This is a genomic window from Rhizobium sp. C1, from assembly GCF_021026335.1.
In the GTDB taxonomy this organism is placed as follows: domain Bacteria; phylum Pseudomonadota; class Alphaproteobacteria; order Rhizobiales; family Rhizobiaceae; genus Ensifer_A.
The window spans coordinates 321156-339667 of sequence record NZ_JAJNCY010000002.1; the positions used below are offsets into that span (position 1 = coordinate 321156).

Sequence of the window (18512 nt, forward strand, 5' to 3'; positions counted from 1 at the left end):
GATGGAAGCCGCGCTTTTCGCATCTCAACAAATAAGAATCTTCTACAGGGCAGGGCGCTGCATGGCAGGCGAACAGAAAACCGTCTCGGCGGACGACAGCAATCCCTTGGGTACGCTCCGCAATCTCTGGCCATACATGTGGCCCGCTGAGCGGCCCGACCTGAAAATGCGCGTTGTCTGGGCGACCGTCTATCTGCTCGTCTCCAAGGCGGTGCTGATCATGGTGCCCTATCTGTTCAAGTGGACGACGGATGCGCTGAACGGCAAGAGTTCGGCCCCGAATTTTCTGCCGCAGATCCTGGTGGGCGCCGTCATGCTGGTGCTGGCCTACAATCTGTTCCGTCTGGTCCAGGCCGGGCTTAACCAGCTGCGCGATGCGCTGTTTGCCAGCGTCGGGCAATATGCGGTGCGCCAGCTTGCCTACCGCACCTTCGTGCACATGCATGAACTATCGCTGCGCTTCCACCTCGAGCGCCGCACGGGCGGCCTGTCGCGCATCATCGAGCGCGGCACGAAGGGCATCGAGACCATCGTCCGCTTCACCATCCTCAACTCCATCCCGACGCTGATCGAATTCCTGCTGACGGCGATCATCTTCTGGTGGGGTTACGGCTTTTCTTATCTCTTCGTCACGGCCATGACGGTCTGGCTCTATATATGGTTCACCGTCCGCGCCAGCGACTGGCGCATCGGAATCCGCCGTACGATGAACGATTCCGACACGGAGGCGAACACCAAGGCGATCGACTCGCTCCTGAACTTCGAAACCGTCAAATATTTCGGCAATGAACAGATGGAAGCCAAGCGCTTCGATGCGTCCATGGAGCGTTACGAAAAGGCCGCCACCCAGGTCTGGACCTCGCTCGGCTGGCTGAACTTCGGCCAGGCCGTCATCTTCGGCGTCGGCACGGCAGTCATGATGGTGATGTCGGCGATTTCGGTGAAGAACGGTACGCATACGCTCGGCGATTTCGTGTTTGTCAATGCCATGCTGATGCAGCTTTCCGTACCACTCAACTTCATCGGCTTCGTCTATCGCGAAATCCGGCAAGGGTTGACCGATATAGAGCAGATGTTCGAACTGCTCGACGTTAAAGCGGAAGTGGTCGACAAGCCGGGCGCAGTGGGGTTGCAGATCGAGCGCGGCGAGATCGAGTTCGACAATGTCCACTTCGCCTACGATCCGCAGCGCCCGATCCTGAAGGGCATTTCCTTCAAGGTACCGGCCGGCAAGACCATTGCCGTGGTCGGGCCTTCCGGTGCGGGAAAGTCGACGATCTCGCGGCTGCTCTATCGCTTCTATGACGTCCAGGGCGGGTCGGTGAAGATCGACGGGCAGGATGTCCGCGACGTCACGCAGAAGTCGCTGCGCGCCGTCATCGGCATGGTCCCGCAGGACACGGTGCTGTTCAACGACACGATTGCCTATAACATCCGCTACGGCCGCCCCTCCGCCAGCGAGGCTGAGATCGAACAGGCCGCGGAAATCGCGCAGGTCGGCAATTTCATCCGCTCCCTGCCGGATGGTTTCAAGACGATGGTGGGCGAGCGGGGGCTGAAGCTGTCTGGCGGCGAGAAGCAGCGCGTGGCGATTGCCCGCACCATTCTGAAAAGCCCGCCGATCCTGATGCTGGACGAGGCAACATCAGCACTCGACACGGCCACGGAACAGGAGATTCAGGCGGCCCTCGACGAAGTGTCGAAGAACCGCACCACGCTCATCATCGCCCACCGCCTCTCGACGGTCATCAATGCCGATGAGATCATCGTGCTGAAGGACGGCGCGATTGCCGAGCGCGGCACTCATTCGCAGTTGCTGGAACAGCAGGGCCTTTACGAGCGCATGTGGAACCGTCAGCGCGAGGCGGTCCAGGCCGAAGAAAAGCTCAAGGAGGTCCGCGAGAGCGACGACCTCGGGATCGTCATCCGCAAGGAGCCGGCGCGGTAGTCAGGATTGAAAAAGCGGGCTTGAGACAGCCCGCAAGCGGGACTTGCGACGGATCGATCAGAATGTCGTCAGGGCAACGGCCAGTCCGACGACGATCAGGGCGCAAAGCAGTGCGACAATGATCACCACGCTTGTCGTGGAATAGGTGGGCGGCACCATGGACTCCGGGTCCCGGTCGAGCCCGGCATCCTGAGCCATTTGGCGGATCTGGAGGTCTTCCTCTTGGCGCTTCATCTGAGGCTCCCTGCTAAACGCAACGTCAGGAACTCCGGCATGTGGCATGCTGTCGCGAACACATGCGATTGTCGGGTTCAACGCTTATATGTCGCGTCGGGTTCCGAAAGCGGGGCATAGCCAGACCGTTATGCGCGGTGACAGTTGCCCTTTTGGGCCGATACGGCTAATCAAAGCCGCTAAAGAGACAGAGGTTGAGACCCATGAACTTGTTCGACACGATCCGCAATACGGTCGTCCCGGTGCATAAGGAAGGCTATCCGTTTGTGATTGCCTTCTTCGTGGCGTCGCTGCTGCTGGGCTGGATGTGGGAGCCGCTTTTCTGGGTTGGCCTCGTGTTGACGCTGTGGTGCGCGTATTTCTTCCGTGATCCCGAGCGCGTCACGCCGCAGGACGAGGATCTGGTGATCTCGCCGGCCGATGGCCGTGTCTCCTCGATCGGCATGTATTCGCCGCCGGCCGAACTCGGTCTTGGAGCCGAACCGCGCCTGCGCATCACGGTCTTCATGAATGTCTTCAACTGCCATGTGAACCGCGCGCCGATGCGCGGCCGCATCCGCGAGATCGTCTATCGCGAGGGAGAATTCCTCAATGCCGAACTCGATAAGGCCAGCGAAGACAACGAACGCAACAGCCTGATCATCGAGACGAAGCATGGCGATCTTGGCGTGGTCCAGATTGCCGGGCTTGTCGCGCGCCGCATCCTGTGCTGGTCGAAGCCGGGTGAGAGCCTGGAAGCCGGCGAGCGTTTCGGTCTCATCCGTTTCGGGTCGCGTCTCGATGTCTTCCTGCCCGAAGGCGCCGTTGCCCGCGTCTCGCTGGGCCAAACGGCGATCGCAGGCGAAACGGTTCTGGCCGAATTCGGCACGGATCGCGGCCCTGTCGTCAGCCGTCGCACGTAAGGACGCGCTTCATGGCCGAACATGCGCCGGACGTGAATACGCCCAAAAGCTCTGATGCGGCCCGTGGCCCGCGCCTGAAGGAAATCCCGCTGCGCCTGATGGTGCCGAACCTGATTACGGTTCTCGCGATCTGCGCCGGTCTGACCGGGATCCGCTACGCCATTGAGTTCCGCTATGAAATGGCGGTGCAGATGGTGCTGATCGCCGCTTTCCTCGATGGCATCGACGGCCGCATCGCCCGTATGATGAAGGCGACCTCGAAGTTCGGCGCGCAGATGGATTCGCTCGCCGACATCATCAATTTCGGCGTCGCACCTGCCATGGTGCTCTATATCTTCGTGCTCGACCAGGCTCGGTCGCTGGGCTGGATTGCGGCGCTCATCTACACGATCGCCGCCGGCCTGCGCCTCGCGCGCTTCAACGTCATGACGGACAACGACGTCAAGGCCCCTTGGCAATCATCCTATTTCGTCGGCGTTCCGGCCCCGGCAGGCGCCTTCCTCGTGCTTTTGCCGGTCTATGTCAGCTTCCTCGGCGTCGCGCCCAACAACACGATGGCGCTTGTCTCTGCCGCCTATACGCTCCTGATCGCAGCCCTGCTGATCAGCCGCGTACCGGTCTGGTCCGGCAAGTCCGGCAGCCGCGTACCGCGCAACTACATGATGCCCATCATCCTCGGCGTCGTGCTGCTGGTCGCGACGCTCAGCGTCTACCCCTGGCAGACGCTCTCGGCCGCCGTCGTCGCCTACCTCCTGAGCCTGCCTTTCGGCGCCCGCGCCTGGCAACGCAAGTATGGCGACGGGGCGTTTTCAGCACCGGAAGAGGGCGACATTCACGCCTACTATCCGCAGGATGATCACAAGGAGTGAGGCGGTTCGGCGTCGCACCCCCTCACTTCACCAGCATCGACCCCGTCTCCACAAACCGCTGATGCCAAGACAGGGCCTCGGACAGGATGTTCGGCGCATGCAGGCCATACGCCGTCTTGAGCGCCCGCGCGTAATAGTCCTCCAGCATCGGGCGGTAGGCCGGATGCGCGCAGTTCTCGATGATGACCTTCGCGCGCTGCTTGGGGCTCAGGCCTCTCAGGTCTGCGAGCCCCTGTTCGGTGACGATGATGTGGACATCCTGCGTGATGTGGTCGACATGCGACGCCTGCGGGACAATCGCGGAAATCGCGCCCTTCTTGGCTGTCGAATGCGTCATGAAGATCGAGAGATAGGCGTTGCGGGCGAAGTCGCCCGAGCCGCCGATGCCGTTCTGGATGCGCGAGCCCATGACATGGGTGGAGTTCACATTGCCGTAGATGTCGGCCTCGATCAGGCCGTTCATGGCGATACAGCCGAGACGGCGCACGAGTTCGGGGTGGTTGGAAATCTCCTGCGGGCGCAGGATCAGCTTGTGCCTGTAACGCTCGGCCTCGTTGTTCAGCCTTTCCGCCGCCTCAGGGCTCAGCGAAAAGGCGGTGGCCGAGGCCATGCGTAATTTGCCGGCATCCAGCAGATCGAGCATTCCGTCCTGGATCACTTCTGTAAACGACGTCAGATTCTCATAGGGCGCGTCGATCAGGCCCGCCAGCACGGCGTTCGTGACATTGCCGACGCCGGACTGCAGCGGCAGCAGGTTCTTCGTCAGCCTCCCCATCTTTACTTCATGCGCCAGGAATTCGAGCAGATGGCCGGCAATGGCGCGTGCTACGTCGTCGGGTGCTGCAAAGGGCGCGTTGCGGTCCGGCGCATCGGTCTCGACGATGGCGATGATCTTCTCGCGGTCGACTTTGAAATGCGGCTGGCCGATGCGGTCGTCGGGGCGCACCAGCGGGATCGGTACACGATGCGGCGGCAGTGCCGTGCCATAATAGATGTCATGCATCCCGTTCAGCGCTTCGCTCTGCCAGCGGTTGACCTCCAGGATGATCTTGTCGGCGCGGTCGAGCCAGGTCTTGTTGTTGCCAATCGACGAGGAGGGGATCAACGCGCCCTCCGCCGTGATGCCGGAGACTTCGATCAGCGCAATGTCGAGATTGCCCAGAAAGCCTTCCCAGACGAGCGGCGCAACCTGGCTGAGATGGATGTCGAAATAATCCATCTGGCCCTTGTTGATCTTCTCGCGGGCGACCGGATCGGAATTGTAGGGAAGGCGGAATTCGATGGCGTCCGCCTTTGCCAGTGCACCGTCAAGCTCGGGGCCGGTCGACGCCCCGCTCCAGACATTGATCTTGAAGGGATTGCCCGCGGCGTGTGCTGCCTCGATGCGCTTGGCAAGCGCCAGCGGCACGCTCTTCGGATAGCCCGAGCCGGTAAACCCGCTCATCCCGACCGTGGCGCCCGAGGGTATGAGGGCGGCAGCGTCCTCGGCGCTCATGATGCGGTTGGAGACGATGGGATCCTGAATACGGCCCTTGAGAGACATGCATGCTCCTTGTCCAGCGCCTGTCGGCACATGACGAATCAACAAAAACGCTTGCGCGGGTTAAGTGCGCGTCGCGACAAGGAAAAATCGATTTTTGCGCTTTCTGTCTTTGACATAAGGCAAGTGCGAAAGGAAAACGGCGCAGCTGTAGCGCGGGTGCACCATCTCCCCACGACCGTCATTCCCGGGAAACGTTCGGGGACGACCTCAGAGAGCCGTTTAATCCGGCATATGATAGGTCAGGAACCGCTTCTCGCGCACCGAATAGAGCCGGCCCGTCTCGCTCATGTCGGGATAGGTCAGCGGCAGGATCGCCTTGGCGACATCGGATGGATGCGGCAGCGTATCCGGGTCTTCGCCCGGCATGGCCTGCGCGCGCATGGCCGTGCGCGTCGCACCCGGATCGACGGCGTTGACACGCAGCGTGAAGTTCTGCTGCTCGCCGGCCCATGTCCGCGCCAGCGCTTCGACAGCCGCCTTGGAGGCAGAGTAGGGGCCCCAGAATGGACGGCAGCGATGGGCCGCGCCCGAGGACAGGATAACCGCACGCCCGGCATCCGACTTGCTCATCAGCGGCTCGACAGAACGGATCAGCCGCCACGTCGCCGTGACGTTCAAGAGCATGACCTTCTCGAATACCTTTGCCTCGACATGGCCGATGGGCGAGATGACGCCGAGAATGCCGGCATTGGCCACCATCACGTCGAGCTTGCCCCAGCGGTCATGGATCGCCTGGCCAAGCGCATCGATGGCGTTCATGTCGGCGAGGTCGAAGGGCACGAGTGTCGCGCCTTCCCCGGTTTCTCGTCTGATCGCATCATCGAGCTCTTCAAGCCCGCCTGTGGTGCGGGCGCAGGCAATCACATGCGCGCCGGCCTTGGCGAGTTCAATGGCCGTGAAATAGCCGATACCGCGCGACGCACCCGTGACGAGGGCCACACGACCGTCCAGAATTCCCCCCATGATCCTTAAGTCCTTACCCGTTGCTGGCCAGCAGCGAGAGGCTGCGGATGTTGGAAACGCCTTCCTGGTCCATCAGGCGGGTCGGATATTCGCCGGTGAAGCAGGCGTCGCAGAACTGCGGACATTCGCTATTGCGCTGCGGCTCGCGCACGGCGCGGTAAAGCCCGTCGATGGTGAGGAAGCCGAGCGAATCCACCTTGATGAAATCGGCCATGTCCTCGATCGACATGCGGGAGGCCAGCAGCTTTGCCTTTTCAGGCGTATCGACGCCATAGAAGCAGGGCGACATGGTCGGCGGCGAGGCAATGCGCATATGCACTTCCTTCGCCCCCGCGTCGCGCATCAGTTGCACGATCTTCTGCGAAGTCGTGCCGCGCACGATCGAGTCGTCGACCAGCACCACGCGCTTGCCTTCGATCATCTTGCGGTTCGGATTGTGCTTCAGCTTCACGCCCATGTGGCGGATCGACTGAGACGGCTGGATGAAGGTTCGGCCCACATAATGGTTGCGGATGATGCCGAGTTCGAAGGGAATGCCGGAGGCCTGGGCAAAGCCGATGGCAGCGGGCACGCCGGAATCCGGCACGGGCACAACGATGTCGGCCTCGCAGGGGTCTTCGAGCGCCAGCTCTTCGCCGATCCGCTTGCGCACTTCATAGACGTTGCGGCCTTCCAGATTGCTGTCCGGGCGGGCGAAATAGACATATTCGAAGATGCAGAATCGCGTCGGCGTCGGCGCGAAGGGGAAGTGGCTTTCCACACCCTTTTCGGTGATGACGACGACTTCGCCGGCCTTGATGTCGCGCACGTAGCGCGCGCCGATGATGTCGAGCGCGCAGGTCTCGGAAGCGAGAATATAGGAGCCGTCGAGATCACCCAGAACGAGCGGTCGGATGCCGAGCGGATCGCGCGCGCCGATGAGCTTCTTTTCAGACAGGCCGACGAGCGAATAGGCGCCTTCCACCTGCTTCAGCGCATCGATGAACCGGTCGAGGAAGTCCTTGCCCTCACTCATGGCGATGAGATGCAGGAAGGTTTCGGTGTCGGAGGTCGAGGAGAAGATCGCGCCACGCTTCTGCAGCGCCTTCTGCACGGTGAGCGCATTCGTCAGGTTGCCGTTATGGGCAATGGCAAAACCGCCGCCTTCATATTCGGCATAGAAGGGCTGGACGTTGCGCATGCCGCCGCCGCCGGTCGTGGCGTAGCGGGTGTGGCCGATGGCGCGCGAGCCGGGGAGGCGTTCCAGCACGGAGGTCTTCGTGAACGTGTCGCCGATGAGGCCGGCATGGCGTTCCACGTAGAACTGCTTGCCGTCATAGGAGACGATGCCCGCTGCTTCCTGGCCGCGATGCTGGAGCGCATGCAGACCCAGCGTACAGAGCGAGGCCGCCTCCGACTTCCCGAAAATGCCGAACACGCCGCATTCGTCGCGGAATGCATCCGCCTCCGGGCTGTCGTCGTCTGCCATGGCCTCATGTTCAAGATGGTTCATGCTCTTTGCTCCTCGGCAAAATCATTTGCGGCCCCGTTCGGGGGCCGCAGGCAGATTTATCCGTTCGTGCCGTTTGTCCGCGGCGCCTTGGTTGTATCAGGCGCCTTTTTTGCATCGGGCGTCTTGGTCGTCTCAGGCGCCTTCGTGTTTGTCGGCGCTGCATTGTCGGGAGCCGTGCCATCATCATTGGCGGCTCCGTCATCCGGTGCTTCTTCCGCGCCCTTCTGGGGCATCACGCCCTTCAGGCGCTCCAGCAGCGTCGCGTCGATATTATCAGGCAGCATGGCGATCAGCCTGTTACCCAGATTGTCGATCAGAGGCTTCGACTTGGCGTTCGAAATCCAGTCGGGACGCTTGGTCGGCTCGACAAGCCAGTTGAAGAACATCATCGCAACGACGACGATCAGAACGCCGCGGGCCGCCCCGAAGAGGAAGCCCAGCGTACGGTCCAACGCGCCGATGCGGCTGTCGATGATGAAGTCTGCAATCTTCATCGTGATATAGGAAAGCAGGATGAGCGCGACAAGGAAGACCACGCCCGCAGAACCGGCCAGAGCGACCGTCTTGGAACTCGTATATTGCTGCGCATAGGGCAGCACGAACGGATAAAGCTTGTAGGCGGCATAGGCAGAACCCGCCCAGCTGGCGACCGAAAGCACCTCGCGCGAGAAGCCGCGCACCATGGCGAGAACGGCTGAAAACAGCGCCACACCAAGCACGATGCCGTCGAGAAGCGTAATGGGCATTGCGTGTCACTCCACCTTTTCAAGAACCACGAACCGAGCGCTGCGATGCGCGACTAAGGTCCGTTTCCCCATGAGGCCGCTTGTCCCACGGCCTTATTCTTCGTCCTGGTTCTGCCTGGCCTTCAGCTTCGAGCCCGCAATGCGCGCCACGAGATCCGGCAGGCTTTCGATTTCCGTCCACTGGCCGCCCGCACCCTTGAGTGCGTCGCCCGAGACCGGCAGGACGGCCTTCGTAAATCCCAACTTCTCGGCTTCTTTGAGGCGCTGCGCGGCCTGCGCAACGGGTCTCACAGCGCCGGAGAGGCTGACTTCGCCGAAATAGACGCAATCGGGCGGAAGGGCAATACCGGCAAGCGACGAAACCAGTGCGGAAGCCACAGCTAGATCGGCCGCAGGCTCCGAAATCCGGTATCCGCCGGCGACATTCAGATAAACGTCATGCTGCCCGAGCCGGACGCCGCAATGCGCCTCCAGCACGGCGAGAATCATCGACAACCGCGCCGAGTCCCAGCCGACCACGGCACGACGCGCCGTGCCAAGCGACGTGGGCGCGACCAGCGCCTGGATTTCCACAAGAACCGGACGCGTGCCCTCCATGCCTGCAAAGACGGCCGCACCCGGCGATTTGGCATTGCGCTCGCTCAGGAAAAGCGCGGACGGGTTGGAGACTTCGCGCAAGCCCTTATCCGACATTTCGAACACGCCAATCTCGTCGGTCGGGCCGAAGCGGTTTTTCACCGTGCGCAGGATGCGGTAATCGTGACCTCGGTCGCCTTCGAAATAGAGAACAGCGTCCACCATATGCTCGACCACGCGGGGACCGGCGATCTGGCCCTCCTTCGTCACATGGCCGACCAGAACAACCGCTGCACCCGTCTGCTTGGCAAACCGGATCATCGCCTGCGCGCCGACGCGCACCTGCGTCACCGTGCCGGGTGCCGAATCGGCCGTATCAGACCAGAGCGTCTGGATCGAATCGATGATGGTGAGGTCGGGTCGCTTGCCGCTGTCGGCCAGCGTTGCGAGGATATCCTCGACATTGGTTTCGGCGGCGAGCAGAACGTCTGTCTTGTCGGCACCCAGCCGCTGGGCGCGGAGCCGGATCTGCGCCACCGCCTCTTCGCCCGAGACATAGATGACCTTCTGTCCGCGCCGCGACAGCGCCGCCGCCGCCTGCATCAGGACAGTCGACTTGCCGATCCCGGGGTCGCCCCCGACGAGCACCGCCGAGCCGCGCACAAAGCCGCCACCCGTCACGCGGTCGAGTTCCGAAATGCCTGTCTGGATGCGCGGCGCTTCCTCGATTTCGCCGGAGAGCGAGGTGAGTGCGACGGCGCGACCCTTCTTCGGCACCTTGCCCGGTCCGCCGCCGATGCCGCCAGTCGGGTCCTCCTCGACAATCGTGTTCCACTCGCCGCAGCCATCGCATTTGCCGGCCCAGCGTGAGTGAACGGTGCCGCAGTTCTGGCAGACAAATTGCGCGCGCGTTTTGGCCATGTGGTGGACTCACCCCGGAACAAAAGTAGAATCAAGCGCTCTATCTAGCGATCCAGAGCCGTTGCCGCAATCTTTCGCCGCCGTTTTCACACGATCCGTCGTCAGCCGTTCAGGCTTGTACAAAGCTGGCATTTGTCACATACTCACGGGTATGTCGCCTGCCCGGGAGGAGAACCATGGCCGTCGAAACCAGCTACCGCATCTGTCCGCTCTGCGAGGCCTGCTGCGGCCTCGAGGTCACGCATGAGAATGGAAAGGTCGTCTCTGTGCGCGGCGCCGAAAACGACCCGTTCTCGGAAGGCTATATCTGTCCCAAGGGCGTGGCGCTCGCCGATCTGCATGAGGATCTGGACAGGCTCCGCAGCCCGATGATCAGACGCAACGGATTCTTCGAAGAGGCGACGTGGGACGAGGCCTTTGCCGAAATCGAGCGCGGGCTGATGCCGGTCATCGAGAAGCACGGACGCGAGGCCGTTGGCGCGGTGCTCGGCAACCCGGTTTCGCATCGCTACGGCATCAACCTCTTCTCGCAGCGGCTGCTCAGGACGCTCGGCACGCCCAACATTTTCTCCTCCTCCACCGTCGACCAGATGCCCAAGCACCGTGCCGTTGGCGATATGTTCGGCAACTGGATGAGCATTTCCGTGCCGGACATCACCCGCACCGATCTGCTCGTCATCCTCGGCGCGAACCCCATGGCCTCCAACGGCAGTCTCTGGACCGTGCCGGATTTTCGCGGCAAGGCGCGGGCGCTCAAGGCCCGCGGCGGCCGCATGGTGACGATCGACCCGCGCCGCACCGAAACGGCCAAGGTCTCCGACGAACATCTCTTCATCCGCCCCGGCGGTGACGTCTTCCTGCTGCTCGGCCTCGTCCACACGCTGTTTGCCGAAGGGCTGATGAAAACGGGCCGGCTCGGCGCTTACCTCAACGGCCTCGATGAGCTGAAGGCAGCGGTTGCGCCCTATGACGCGGAACGGATGGCCCCGCGTTGCGGCATTTCCGCCAGCGACATCCGCCGTCTCGCCCGCGATCTCGCGACAACCGAGCGCGCGGCGCTTTATGGCCGCATCGGCACCTGTGTGCAGGAATTCGGCACGCTGAATTCCTGGCTGATTGACGTCGTCAACATCCTGACCGGCCATATGGATGATCCCGGTGGCATGATGTTCCCAAAGGCTGCGGCCTTTGCGGCGAATACCAAGGGTGCGCCGGGTTCCGGCCGTGGCGTCAAGGTCGGCCGCCGGAGGATGAAATCGGCCCCGGTTCCGGAAATCATGAGCGAGTTCCCCGTCAGCACCATCGCTGACGAAATCACAGGCGCCGGCGATCATGGCATCCGCGCTATGATCTCGGTGGCCGCCAATCCGGTCCTGTCCGCGCCGAATGGCGGGAAGCTGTCGAAGGCGCTCGAAACGCTCGACTTCATGGTCAGCCTCGACATCTACATCAACGAGACGACCCGGCATGCCAATGTCATCCTGCCCGGCACTTCGCCGCTGGAAGACAGCCATTGGGACGTGCTCTTCAACCAGTTCGCCTGGCGCAACACCGCGCGCTACTCGCCCGCGACCTTCCCGTTGCAGGAGAGCCAGTTGTCGGAATGGCAGGCGATCATGCGCCTCACTGGCCTCCTTCAGGGAAGGGGACCGAATGTCGATCCGGAAGCGCTGGATGACGAGATGACCCGCGCAGAAGTCGAAAAGTTCGCCGGTCCCATGACGGATCAGCTGATGGACAAGGTCGCCGGCCTCAAGGGGCCCGATCGCCTCGTTGAACTGGAACTGCGCAGCGGCCCCTATGGCGACGGCTTTGGCCGCAAGCCGGAGGGGCTGACGCTCGAGAAGGTCAAGGCGGAGCGCTACGGCATCGATCTCGGCCTGCACGAACCGCGCATTCCGGAAATCCTGCGCACGCCCTCCGGCAAGATCGAACTCGCGCCCGCCGATTTCATCGCCGATCTCGCCCGCGTCGAGGCGGCGCTTGACCACCCGGGCGTCGATCTCGTTCTGATCGGTCGCCGCGATGTGCGGACCAACAACAGCTGGATGCACAATCTGCCCACGCTCGCCAAGGGGCCGAACCGCTGCAAGCTGCTCGTCCATCCGGCTGATGCTGCGCGCTATGGTCTGAGCAACGGCGCGATAGCCGAAATATCCGGCAATGGATCGAGTCTTCTGGTTCCGGTGGAACTCAGCGAGGACATGATGCCCGGCGTCGTCAGCCTGCCGCACGGCTGGGGGCATGATCAGAAAGGCACGAAACTGGGACTTGCCGCGCGTAATCCCGGTGTCAACGTCAATGTGCTGATCCCGGAAGCTACGCGCGATCCGCTCTCGGGGAATTCGGTGTTGAACGGCGTGGCGATTTCACTGAAAGCGGCGGCGCTGCCGCTTGTCGAGGCAGCGGAATAAACAGGCGGCGCTTCGCTTACTTGAATTTGCCAAATACCGGCTTCTTCGGTTGGCGGTTGAATGCGGGGGCCGGGGCCTGTGTAGCTTCGGGCTCTTCGGCGACATTGCGAGCATCGTAGAGATCGACCCTCTGCTTGCGCACAAGCTCGGTCGGCATTCTGGGACCGGTGAAGCGCACACCGTAAAGATCGCCCCGGTGCCAGACCTTCTCGCATTCCACTTTGAAAGCATCGAGTTCGACAAAAAGTGTGAAATGCGTGGGCACGATCCAGCCGAGATTGAATTCGATTTTTGCGCCGGTTTCGCTCAGGTCGCGAACGATGCAGGGAACCGCGCTGTGTTCCTGATTGAACGCCGCATGCGCGCCCTTGAAGACACGCATCCGCCGAGGCCGTTCAACGGTCTCGGCGGTCACTGGAGCGTTGTTGTTTTCGTCGGGCGTCATTCTCGAACCATTTCGGAGGACTGCGCTATCGAAATCGTATGAATTTTAGATATCATGAATGTATTGAGGAACGGTTTAGAAACCCTGTCCGATAGAGATATCCATAATGTTTTTCATGGTTTAATTAGAAAATACCATGCTTGCGCGCGATCCGCGCACCTCGATCCTTATTCGCCGATATAAGCGCGCTGGTAGCGGTTTCCGAGGCTGGTCAGCAGCTCGTAGCCAATCGTGCCGGCTGCGCGCGCCACATCGTCGAGCAGAATGTTCGCCCCGAAGAGTTCAATATAGTCGCCAGCGCGAATTTCAGTCTCAGGCACGTCGGTGACATCGAAGATCGTCAGGTCCATTGTGATGCGCCCGGCCACCGGAACACGGTGCCCGGCGATAAAGCCGAAGCCGCCATGCTGAACGGCCTGCCGCAACGGAACACCGGAACCGGACAGCGCGCGGTGATAGCCATCGGCATAGCCGGTTGATACGATGGCCAGGCGGCTGTCGCGCGTCAGGACATGCGTGCCGCCATAGGAGACCGGCTCGCCCGCCCGGGCCTTGCGGATCTGCAGGATACGGCTTTCCGCCGTAACGACGGGGAGAGACGGGTTCTTGACCCCATCCACCGCCTCGCCGCCATAGATGGCAATGCCGGGGCGCGTGAGGTCGAAATGATATTCGGGCCCGAGATGAATGCCCGGCGAATTGGCGAGACTTGAATCGACACCTTCATAAGCCTTGGCAAGCGTCTGAAAAGCTTCAAGCTGCTTGCGGTTGAGCGGATGCAAAGGATCGCTTGCAGCAGCCAGATGGCTCAGCAGCAGCACCGGCGAGAAGCTTGCCGGCCGGGTCGGATCGTCCACCAACGCCAGAGCGTCATCAACCGAGAGCCCGAGCCGGTTCATGCCGGTATCGACCATCAACGCGCAGGGGTGCTCTTCATCAAAGGCAACGGCATTGGTCCAGCAGGCGATCTGCTCTTCGGAGACGAGAACGGGAACGAGATCATGGCTGAAGAACTGCGCCTCGACGCCCGGCCAGACGCCGGAAAGGACGAAGATGCGCGCTTCCGGCGCAAACTGCCGCGCCAGCATGCCCTCATCCGGCGTCGCGACGAACATGTCGCGGCACCCGGCGTCGTAGAGAGCCGGGACAACCGCCTCGATGCCGAGCCCGTAGCCATCGCCCTTCACGGCAGCGCCGGTCCGCGCCTTGCCGGAGGCCTTTTTCAGCATGCGCCAGTTCTCGGCGAGCGCACCGAGATCGATCGTCAGGCGTGAAGGAGCGGCCTCGAAAGGCGTGAATGTCAGGTCGTCGTCGAATTCTTGTTCCATGCCGATGGCTTACTCTTTCGCACCTGCGAAGGCAATAATCTCCACCGTCACAACATGCCAAGAAATTGCTTCAGCTCGGCCGTCTGCGGATTGGAGAACACCTCTTCCGGCGGACCGATTTCATGAACACGGCCCTGATGCATGAAGACGACGCGCGAGCACACATCACGGGCGAATTTCATCTCATGCGTCACCATGATCAGCGTCATGCCTTCCGCCGCCAGTTCGCGCACCACGGCGAGCACTTCCTGGACAAGCTCCGGATCGAGCGCCGAGGTGATCTCGTCGCACAAGAGCGCAATCGGCTCCATGGCCAGCGCACGGGCAATCGCCACACGTTGCTGCTGCCCGCCCGACAACTCGTCGGGATAAGCATCGAACTTGTGGCCGAGGCCGACGCGGTCGAGCATCTTGCGCGCCATCCCCTCCGCCTGATCCTTGGCGGTCTTCTTCACCACGGTCTGCGAAACCATGACATTGCCGCCGACGGTCAGATGCGGGAAGAGATTGAACTGCTGGAAGATCATGCCGACCTTCAGGCGCAGCGCCCGAAGATGCAACTCGTCGGGCAGCAATTGCGCGCCGGCGACCGCGATCGATCCGGCATTGATGGTCTCAAGCCCATTGATGCAGCGGAGCAGGGTGGATTTGCCCGAGCCGCTCTTGCCGATGATGGCGATGACTTCGCCCGGTTCGACATTCAGATTGATGCCCTTCAGCACCTCGTTGTCGCCGAAGGCTTTCCGGACTTCAGTGATTTCGATGAGCGACATTCAGTTTCCTTTCGAGCACCTGGGCGCTCTTCGACAGCGGCCAGCACAGGGCGAAATAGATGAGCGCCACGAAGCCATAGACCGTGAAGGGCTGGAAGGTGGCGTTTGTGACGATGGTTCCGGCCTTGGAGAGTTCGACAAAGCCGATGATCGAGGTGAGCGCGGTGCCCTTCACGACCTGGACCGAAAATCCAACGGTCGGCGGTACGGCGATCCGGATCGCCTGCGGCAGGATGATGTAGCGTATCTGCTGGAAGTACCCCATGCCAAGGCTGGCCGAGGCCTCCCATTGTCCCTTGGCAATGGCGTCAACGCAGCCGCGCCAGATTTCCATGAGGAAGGCCGCGCTCCAGAAGATCAGCGCCAGACCCGCCGCCAGCCAGGCCGGCACATCGATGCCGAAAAGCCCGAGGCCGAAAAAGGCGAGGAAGAGCTGCATGAGCAGCGGCGTCCCCTGAAAAAGCTCGACATAATAGCGCGCAAACGCGCAAGCGCCGGCAAACTTCCCGATCCGCAGGAAGAGCAGGATGACACCGAGCACGCCGCCGCCGATGAAGGAGACGAGCGAGAGCACAACGGTCCAGCGGGCGGCGAGCAGCAGATTGCGGATGATGTCCCAGGTGGAAAAGTCGCTCATGCGCGCCTCCGTCGCGGGAAGATGATCGTGCCGATGCCCCGCATGGCGGCGCGCAGCAGGATGGCGAGCGCCAGATAGATGACCGCCGTCAGGAAATAGGCCTCGAAGGCCCGAAAGGTGCGCGACTGGATGAAGTTCGACGCGAATGTCAGATCCTCCGCCGCAATCTGCGACACGACCGCCGAGCCCAGCATCACGATGATCACCTGCGAGGAAAGGGCAGGCCAGATCCGTTGCAGCGACGGCACGAGAATGACATGCCTGAAGGTCTGGATCGGCGACATGGCAAGGCTCGCGCCCGCCTCGAACTGCCCGCGCGGCGTTGCCTGAATGCCCGCCCGTATGATCTCGGCACTATAGGCTCCGAGGTTGATCACCATGGCGATATTGGCCGCCACCAACTCGTTCATGTGAACGCCGATGGAGGGCAGGCCGAAGAAGATGAAGAAGAGCTGGATCATGAACGGCGTGTTGCGGATCAGCTCGACATAGGCGCCGACAATCGGCTTCAGCCAATTGGGCCCAAGCGCCCGCGCCCAGGCGCAAAACGTGCCGAGTGTGACGCCGACCAGCCCGCCGACAATCGTCAGCTCGACCGTGATCGCCAGCCCCTTGATGATCACGCCGGAATAGTCCGGGATCCAGGAAAAATCGAAATGGTAGGCCAAGCCTCACCTCGTGCCAGCTCAAGGCTGGGTATCAGAGTGGGAAAGACGAGAATGCAGGCCGGCCCGGAAGGAAATCAGGAGAACGGCCGGCCCGCAGCGCCGATCAGAGGTCGGCCGGGAGAGGGGCGTTCAGCCACTTTTCGGAGATCTTGTTCAGCGAACCGTCCTTCTTGGCCTCGGCTATGATCGCGTTCAGCTTTTCGAGAAGCGCCGGCTCGTCCTTGTTGAGACCGACGAAGCAGGGCGAGTTCTTGATGAGGAACTTCATTTCCGGCTTCTTCGGCGGGTTCTTCGCGATGATGGCGGCGGCCACGACGTTGCCGGTAGCAACAGCATCCACCTGACCTGACAGGAAGGCCGAAATCGTGCCGTTATTGTCCTCATAGCGCTTGATCGTGGCGTCCGCCGGCGCGACCTTGGTCAGCTCCAGGTCTTCCACTGCGCCGCGCGTCACGCCGATCGTCTTGCCCGAGAGATCGGCAGTCGACTTGATGGCAACGCTGCCCGGCGCGAAGACGCCGTTGTAGAAGGGCGCATAAGCAGAAGAGAAGTCGATGACCTTCTCGCGGTCCGGGTTCTTGCCGAGGCTCGAGATGACCAGATCGACCTTCTTGGTCTGGAGATAAGGGATCCGGTTGGCGCTGGTGACCGGGACCAGCTCGACCTTCACGCCGAGTTTGTCGGCGATCAGCTTTGCCATGTCGATGTCATAGCCCTGCGGCGTCATGTCTGCGCCGACACTGCCGAATGGCGGGAAGTCCTGCGGAACTGCGACCTTCAGCTTGCCGCTCTTGGTGATGTCGGCCAGCGCGTCCGCGTGGGCGACGCCGGTCAGGGCTGCAGTGGCGGCCATCGTGGCGGCGGCGATGGCGAGGAAATGTCTTCTGAGCATGGTCACGTCCTTATTGTGCTGTGATCAGCGCAAAGCAAACCCCATGCCAGAAGAGGCAAATGCTGGAAAAGCAGGCTAATGGGAAGCGAAGGCTAACAATGGCAAGGCTTGTGCCGAATTATCCAGCAGCTGTTGCATGGCGCGTGTGCAGTGCAGGCAGCAGGGGCGCGACCATCCATGCGCATTTTCTTCAAGACGCCGGCGGGGCTTGGCGTTATCGTCAGGTCATGAAGGATGCCCATGAGATAGAAGGATCTTCCGGCCCGCTGGAAAGCCGCGACCGCGCGCGCTTCTGGCGCGCAGAGGCATTGAACGGGCTCGAATGCCTCTCCGCCACTTTCCGCAAGCTGGAATTTGCGCCTCATACGCACGAAACTTTCTGCATCGGCGTCATTGAGGCCGGCGTGCAGGAATCACGCATTCGCGGCTCCAAGGTCCATGCCGGGGCGGGCACGATCTACCTGATCAACCCCGATGTGATCCACGAGGGGCGACCGGCTGAGGACGGCTATCGCTATCGCATGATGTATCCGAGCCTTGAGGCGCTGCGTTCGGTTGCCGAGGATGCGGCGCAACGCACCATGCCGAAAAGCTTCGCCTTTCCCGAAGAGACGGTGCTCGCCCCGCCGCTGGCGGAGGCCTTTCTCGCGCTGCATCGCCAGATCGAGGCGGGCGGGGCACGTTTGGAAATCGAGACGCATTTCCAGACGCTGATGCTCAAGCTCATGAATGTTTTCGCCGGCGAAACGATCGAGGTCTCGTCGCTCAGAGCGGACAGCGCCGTGCGCCAGGCGCGTGATCTTCTGGATGCGCGCTATCGCGACGATCTCAGCCTGACGGAGGTGGCCGATGCCGTCGGCCTGTCGCGCGCGCATCTCATCCGCGCCTTCCGGAAGGAATTCGGCATGCCGCCGCATGGCTGGCTGACCGACCGCCGCATCCGCGCCGCGCGCGGCCTGCTGGAGCAGGGCGCCGCCATTGCCGACACGGCCTTCGATTGCGGATTTGCCGATCAGGCGCATCTGACGCGCCAGTTCAAGGCCCGCACGGGCGTCACCCCTGCCGTTTATCGCAACGCGCATCTGGAACGGTAACCCCCGCGGCGCCACTTGCCGCGAGCACTTTCGTTCAAGATTGTCGCCAACCGGCCGCGTAAGCCAT

17 protein-coding genes are annotated in these 18512 nt (G+C 62.0%); 5 read left to right on the forward strand and 12 right to left on the reverse strand.

What is annotated here, in order from left to right; translation table 11 throughout:
- The first annotated feature begins 61 nt into the window (after positions 1–61).
- Positions 62–1948 carry an ABCB family ABC transporter ATP-binding protein/permease gene (locus LQK83_RS07120; RefSeq protein ID WP_230836669.1) on the forward strand — a complete coding sequence of 629 codons (1887 nt, stop codon included), beginning with the start codon at positions 62–64 and terminating at the stop codon, positions 1946–1948.
- Between the two features lie 57 nt (positions 1949–2005).
- Here the strand turns inward: LQK83_RS07120 and LQK83_RS07125 are convergent, their stop codons facing one another.
- On the reverse strand, positions 2006–2182 hold the full coding sequence (locus LQK83_RS07125) for a hypothetical protein (protein ID WP_230836670.1): 177 nt from the start codon (positions 2180–2182) through the stop codon (positions 2006–2008).
- A 203-nt stretch (positions 2183–2385) separates the two neighbouring features.
- On the opposite strand from LQK83_RS07125, the gene LQK83_RS07130 reads away from it, so the two are divergent.
- Both LQK83_RS07130 and pssA read left to right on the forward strand, forming a co-directional pair.
- The gene (locus LQK83_RS07130) at positions 2386–3084 is read left to right on the forward strand and encodes a phosphatidylserine decarboxylase (RefSeq protein WP_230836671.1); all 699 of its coding nucleotides are present in this window, start codon (positions 2386–2388) and stop codon (positions 3082–3084) included.
- A gap of 11 nt (positions 3085–3095) precedes the next feature.
- Positions 3096–3953 (forward strand): CDP-diacylglycerol--serine O-phosphatidyltransferase, encoded by an 858-nt coding sequence (gene pssA / locus LQK83_RS07135; RefSeq protein ID WP_230836672.1) that lies wholly within the window; start codon positions 3096–3098, stop codon positions 3951–3953.
- 22 nt (positions 3954–3975) lie between these two features.
- Here the strand turns inward: pssA and LQK83_RS07140 are convergent, their stop codons facing one another.
- The 5 genes from LQK83_RS07140 to radA form a co-directional block, all read right to left on the reverse strand.
- A complete protein-coding gene (locus tag LQK83_RS07140) occupies positions 3976–5496 on the reverse strand; it encodes an acetyl-CoA hydrolase/transferase family protein (protein WP_230836673.1) in 1521 nt (506 codons plus the stop codon).
- Between the two features lie 219 nt (positions 5497–5715).
- A complete protein-coding gene (locus LQK83_RS07145; RefSeq protein WP_230836674.1) occupies positions 5716–6459 on the reverse strand; it encodes an SDR family NAD(P)-dependent oxidoreductase in 744 nt (247 codons plus the stop codon).
- 13 nt (positions 6460–6472) lie between these two features.
- Positions 6473–7927 (reverse strand): amidophosphoribosyltransferase, encoded by a 1455-nt coding sequence (purF, locus tag LQK83_RS07150; RefSeq protein WP_230836931.1) that lies wholly within the window; start codon positions 7925–7927, stop codon positions 6473–6475.
- An 80-nt stretch (positions 7928–8007) separates the two neighbouring features.
- On the reverse strand, positions 8008–8697 hold the full coding sequence (locus LQK83_RS07155) for a CvpA family protein (protein ID WP_230836675.1): 690 nt from the start codon (positions 8695–8697) through the stop codon (positions 8008–8010).
- Between the two features lie 93 nt (positions 8698–8790).
- Entirely contained in the window at positions 8791–10194 is a 1404-nt protein-coding gene (gene radA / locus LQK83_RS07160; protein WP_230836676.1) for a DNA repair protein RadA, read from the reverse strand.
- 176 nt (positions 10195–10370) lie between these two features.
- On the opposite strand from radA, the gene LQK83_RS07165 reads away from it, so the two are divergent.
- Entirely contained in the window at positions 10371–12608 is a 2238-nt protein-coding gene (locus LQK83_RS07165) for a molybdopterin-dependent oxidoreductase (RefSeq protein ID WP_230836677.1), read from the forward strand.
- 16 nt (positions 12609–12624) lie between these two features.
- Here LQK83_RS07165 and LQK83_RS07170 read toward each other — a convergent pair whose 3' ends face one another.
- The 6 genes from LQK83_RS07170 to LQK83_RS07195 form a co-directional block, all read right to left on the reverse strand.
- The gene (locus LQK83_RS07170; RefSeq protein WP_230836678.1) at positions 12625–13053 is read right to left on the reverse strand and encodes a PilZ domain-containing protein; all 429 of its coding nucleotides are present in this window, start codon (positions 13051–13053) and stop codon (positions 12625–12627) included.
- 167 nt (positions 13054–13220) lie between these two features.
- The gene (alr, locus tag LQK83_RS07175) at positions 13221–14381 is read right to left on the reverse strand and encodes an alanine racemase (RefSeq protein ID WP_230836679.1); all 1161 of its coding nucleotides are present in this window, start codon (positions 14379–14381) and stop codon (positions 13221–13223) included.
- A 47-nt stretch (positions 14382–14428) separates the two neighbouring features.
- Positions 14429–15154, reverse strand: coding sequence for an amino acid ABC transporter ATP-binding protein (locus tag LQK83_RS07180; protein WP_230836680.1), 726 nt, complete (start codon positions 15152–15154; stop codon positions 14429–14431).
- On the reverse strand, positions 15132–15791 hold the full coding sequence (locus LQK83_RS07185; RefSeq protein WP_230836681.1) for an amino acid ABC transporter permease: 660 nt from the start codon (positions 15789–15791) through the stop codon (positions 15132–15134). The genes LQK83_RS07180 and LQK83_RS07185 overlap by 23 nt, the downstream gene beginning before the upstream one ends.
- Positions 15788–16459, reverse strand: a complete 672-nt coding sequence (locus LQK83_RS07190) for an amino acid ABC transporter permease (protein WP_230836682.1) — start codon at positions 16457–16459, stop codon at positions 15788–15790. Before LQK83_RS07190 ends, LQK83_RS07185 begins: the two co-directional genes overlap by 4 nt.
- Before the next feature lie 103 nt (positions 16460–16562).
- Entirely contained in the window at positions 16563–17351 is a 789-nt protein-coding gene (locus tag LQK83_RS07195) for a transporter substrate-binding domain-containing protein (RefSeq protein WP_230836683.1), read from the reverse strand.
- A 98-nt stretch (positions 17352–17449) separates the two neighbouring features.
- On the opposite strand from LQK83_RS07195, the gene LQK83_RS07200 reads away from it, so the two are divergent.
- Positions 17450–18445 (forward strand): AraC family transcriptional regulator, encoded by a 996-nt coding sequence (locus tag LQK83_RS07200; protein ID WP_230836684.1) that lies wholly within the window; start codon positions 17450–17452, stop codon positions 18443–18445.
- Positions 18446–18512 lie beyond the last annotated feature (67 nt).

What these genes read in the sequence shown, in the direction of transcription:
- radA (WP_230836676.1), bottom strand. Translation starts at nt 10,194, where the DNA reads ATGGCCAAAACGCGCGCGCAATTTGTCTGCCAGAACTGCGGCACCGTT.
- LQK83_RS07170 (WP_230836678.1), bottom strand. Translation starts at nt 13,053, where the DNA reads ATGACGCCCGACGAAAACAACAACGCTCCAGTGACCGCCGAGACCGTT.
- pssA (WP_230836672.1), top strand. Translation starts at nt 3,096, where the DNA reads ATGGCCGAACATGCGCCGGACGTGAATACGCCCAAAAGCTCTGATGCG.
- LQK83_RS07185 (WP_230836681.1), bottom strand. Translation starts at nt 15,791, where the DNA reads ATGAGCGACTTTTCCACCTGGGACATCATCCGCAATCTGCTGCTCGCC.
- LQK83_RS07145 (WP_230836674.1), bottom strand. Translation starts at nt 6,459, where the DNA reads ATGGGGGGAATTCTGGACGGTCGTGTGGCCCTCGTCACGGGTGCGTCG.
- LQK83_RS07140 (WP_230836673.1), bottom strand. Translation starts at nt 5,496, where the DNA reads ATGTCTCTCAAGGGCCGTATTCAGGATCCCATCGTCTCCAACCGCATC.
- LQK83_RS07120 (WP_230836669.1), top strand. Translation starts at nt 62, where the DNA reads ATGGCAGGCGAACAGAAAACCGTCTCGGCGGACGACAGCAATCCCTTG.
- alr (WP_230836679.1), bottom strand. Translation starts at nt 14,381, where the DNA reads ATGGAACAAGAATTCGACGACGACCTGACATTCACGCCTTTCGAGGCC.
- LQK83_RS07195 (WP_230836683.1), bottom strand. Translation starts at nt 17,351, where the DNA reads ATGCTCAGAAGACATTTCCTCGCCATCGCCGCCGCCACGATGGCCGCC.
- LQK83_RS07180 (WP_230836680.1), bottom strand. Translation starts at nt 15,154, where the DNA reads ATGTCGCTCATCGAAATCACTGAAGTCCGGAAAGCCTTCGGCGACAAC.
- LQK83_RS07165 (WP_230836677.1), top strand. Translation starts at nt 10,371, where the DNA reads ATGGCCGTCGAAACCAGCTACCGCATCTGTCCGCTCTGCGAGGCCTGC.
- LQK83_RS07125 (WP_230836670.1), bottom strand. Translation starts at nt 2,182, where the DNA reads ATGAAGCGCCAAGAGGAAGACCTCCAGATCCGCCAAATGGCTCAGGAT.
- LQK83_RS07155 (WP_230836675.1), bottom strand. Translation starts at nt 8,697, where the DNA reads ATGCCCATTACGCTTCTCGACGGCATCGTGCTTGGTGTGGCGCTGTTT.
- purF (WP_230836931.1), bottom strand. Translation starts at nt 7,927, where the DNA reads ATGGCAGACGACGACAGCCCGGAGGCGGATGCATTCCGCGACGAATGC.
- LQK83_RS07200 (WP_230836684.1), top strand. Translation starts at nt 17,450, where the DNA reads ATGGCAAGGCTTGTGCCGAATTATCCAGCAGCTGTTGCATGGCGCGTG.
- LQK83_RS07130 (WP_230836671.1), top strand. Translation starts at nt 2,386, where the DNA reads ATGAACTTGTTCGACACGATCCGCAATACGGTCGTCCCGGTGCATAAG.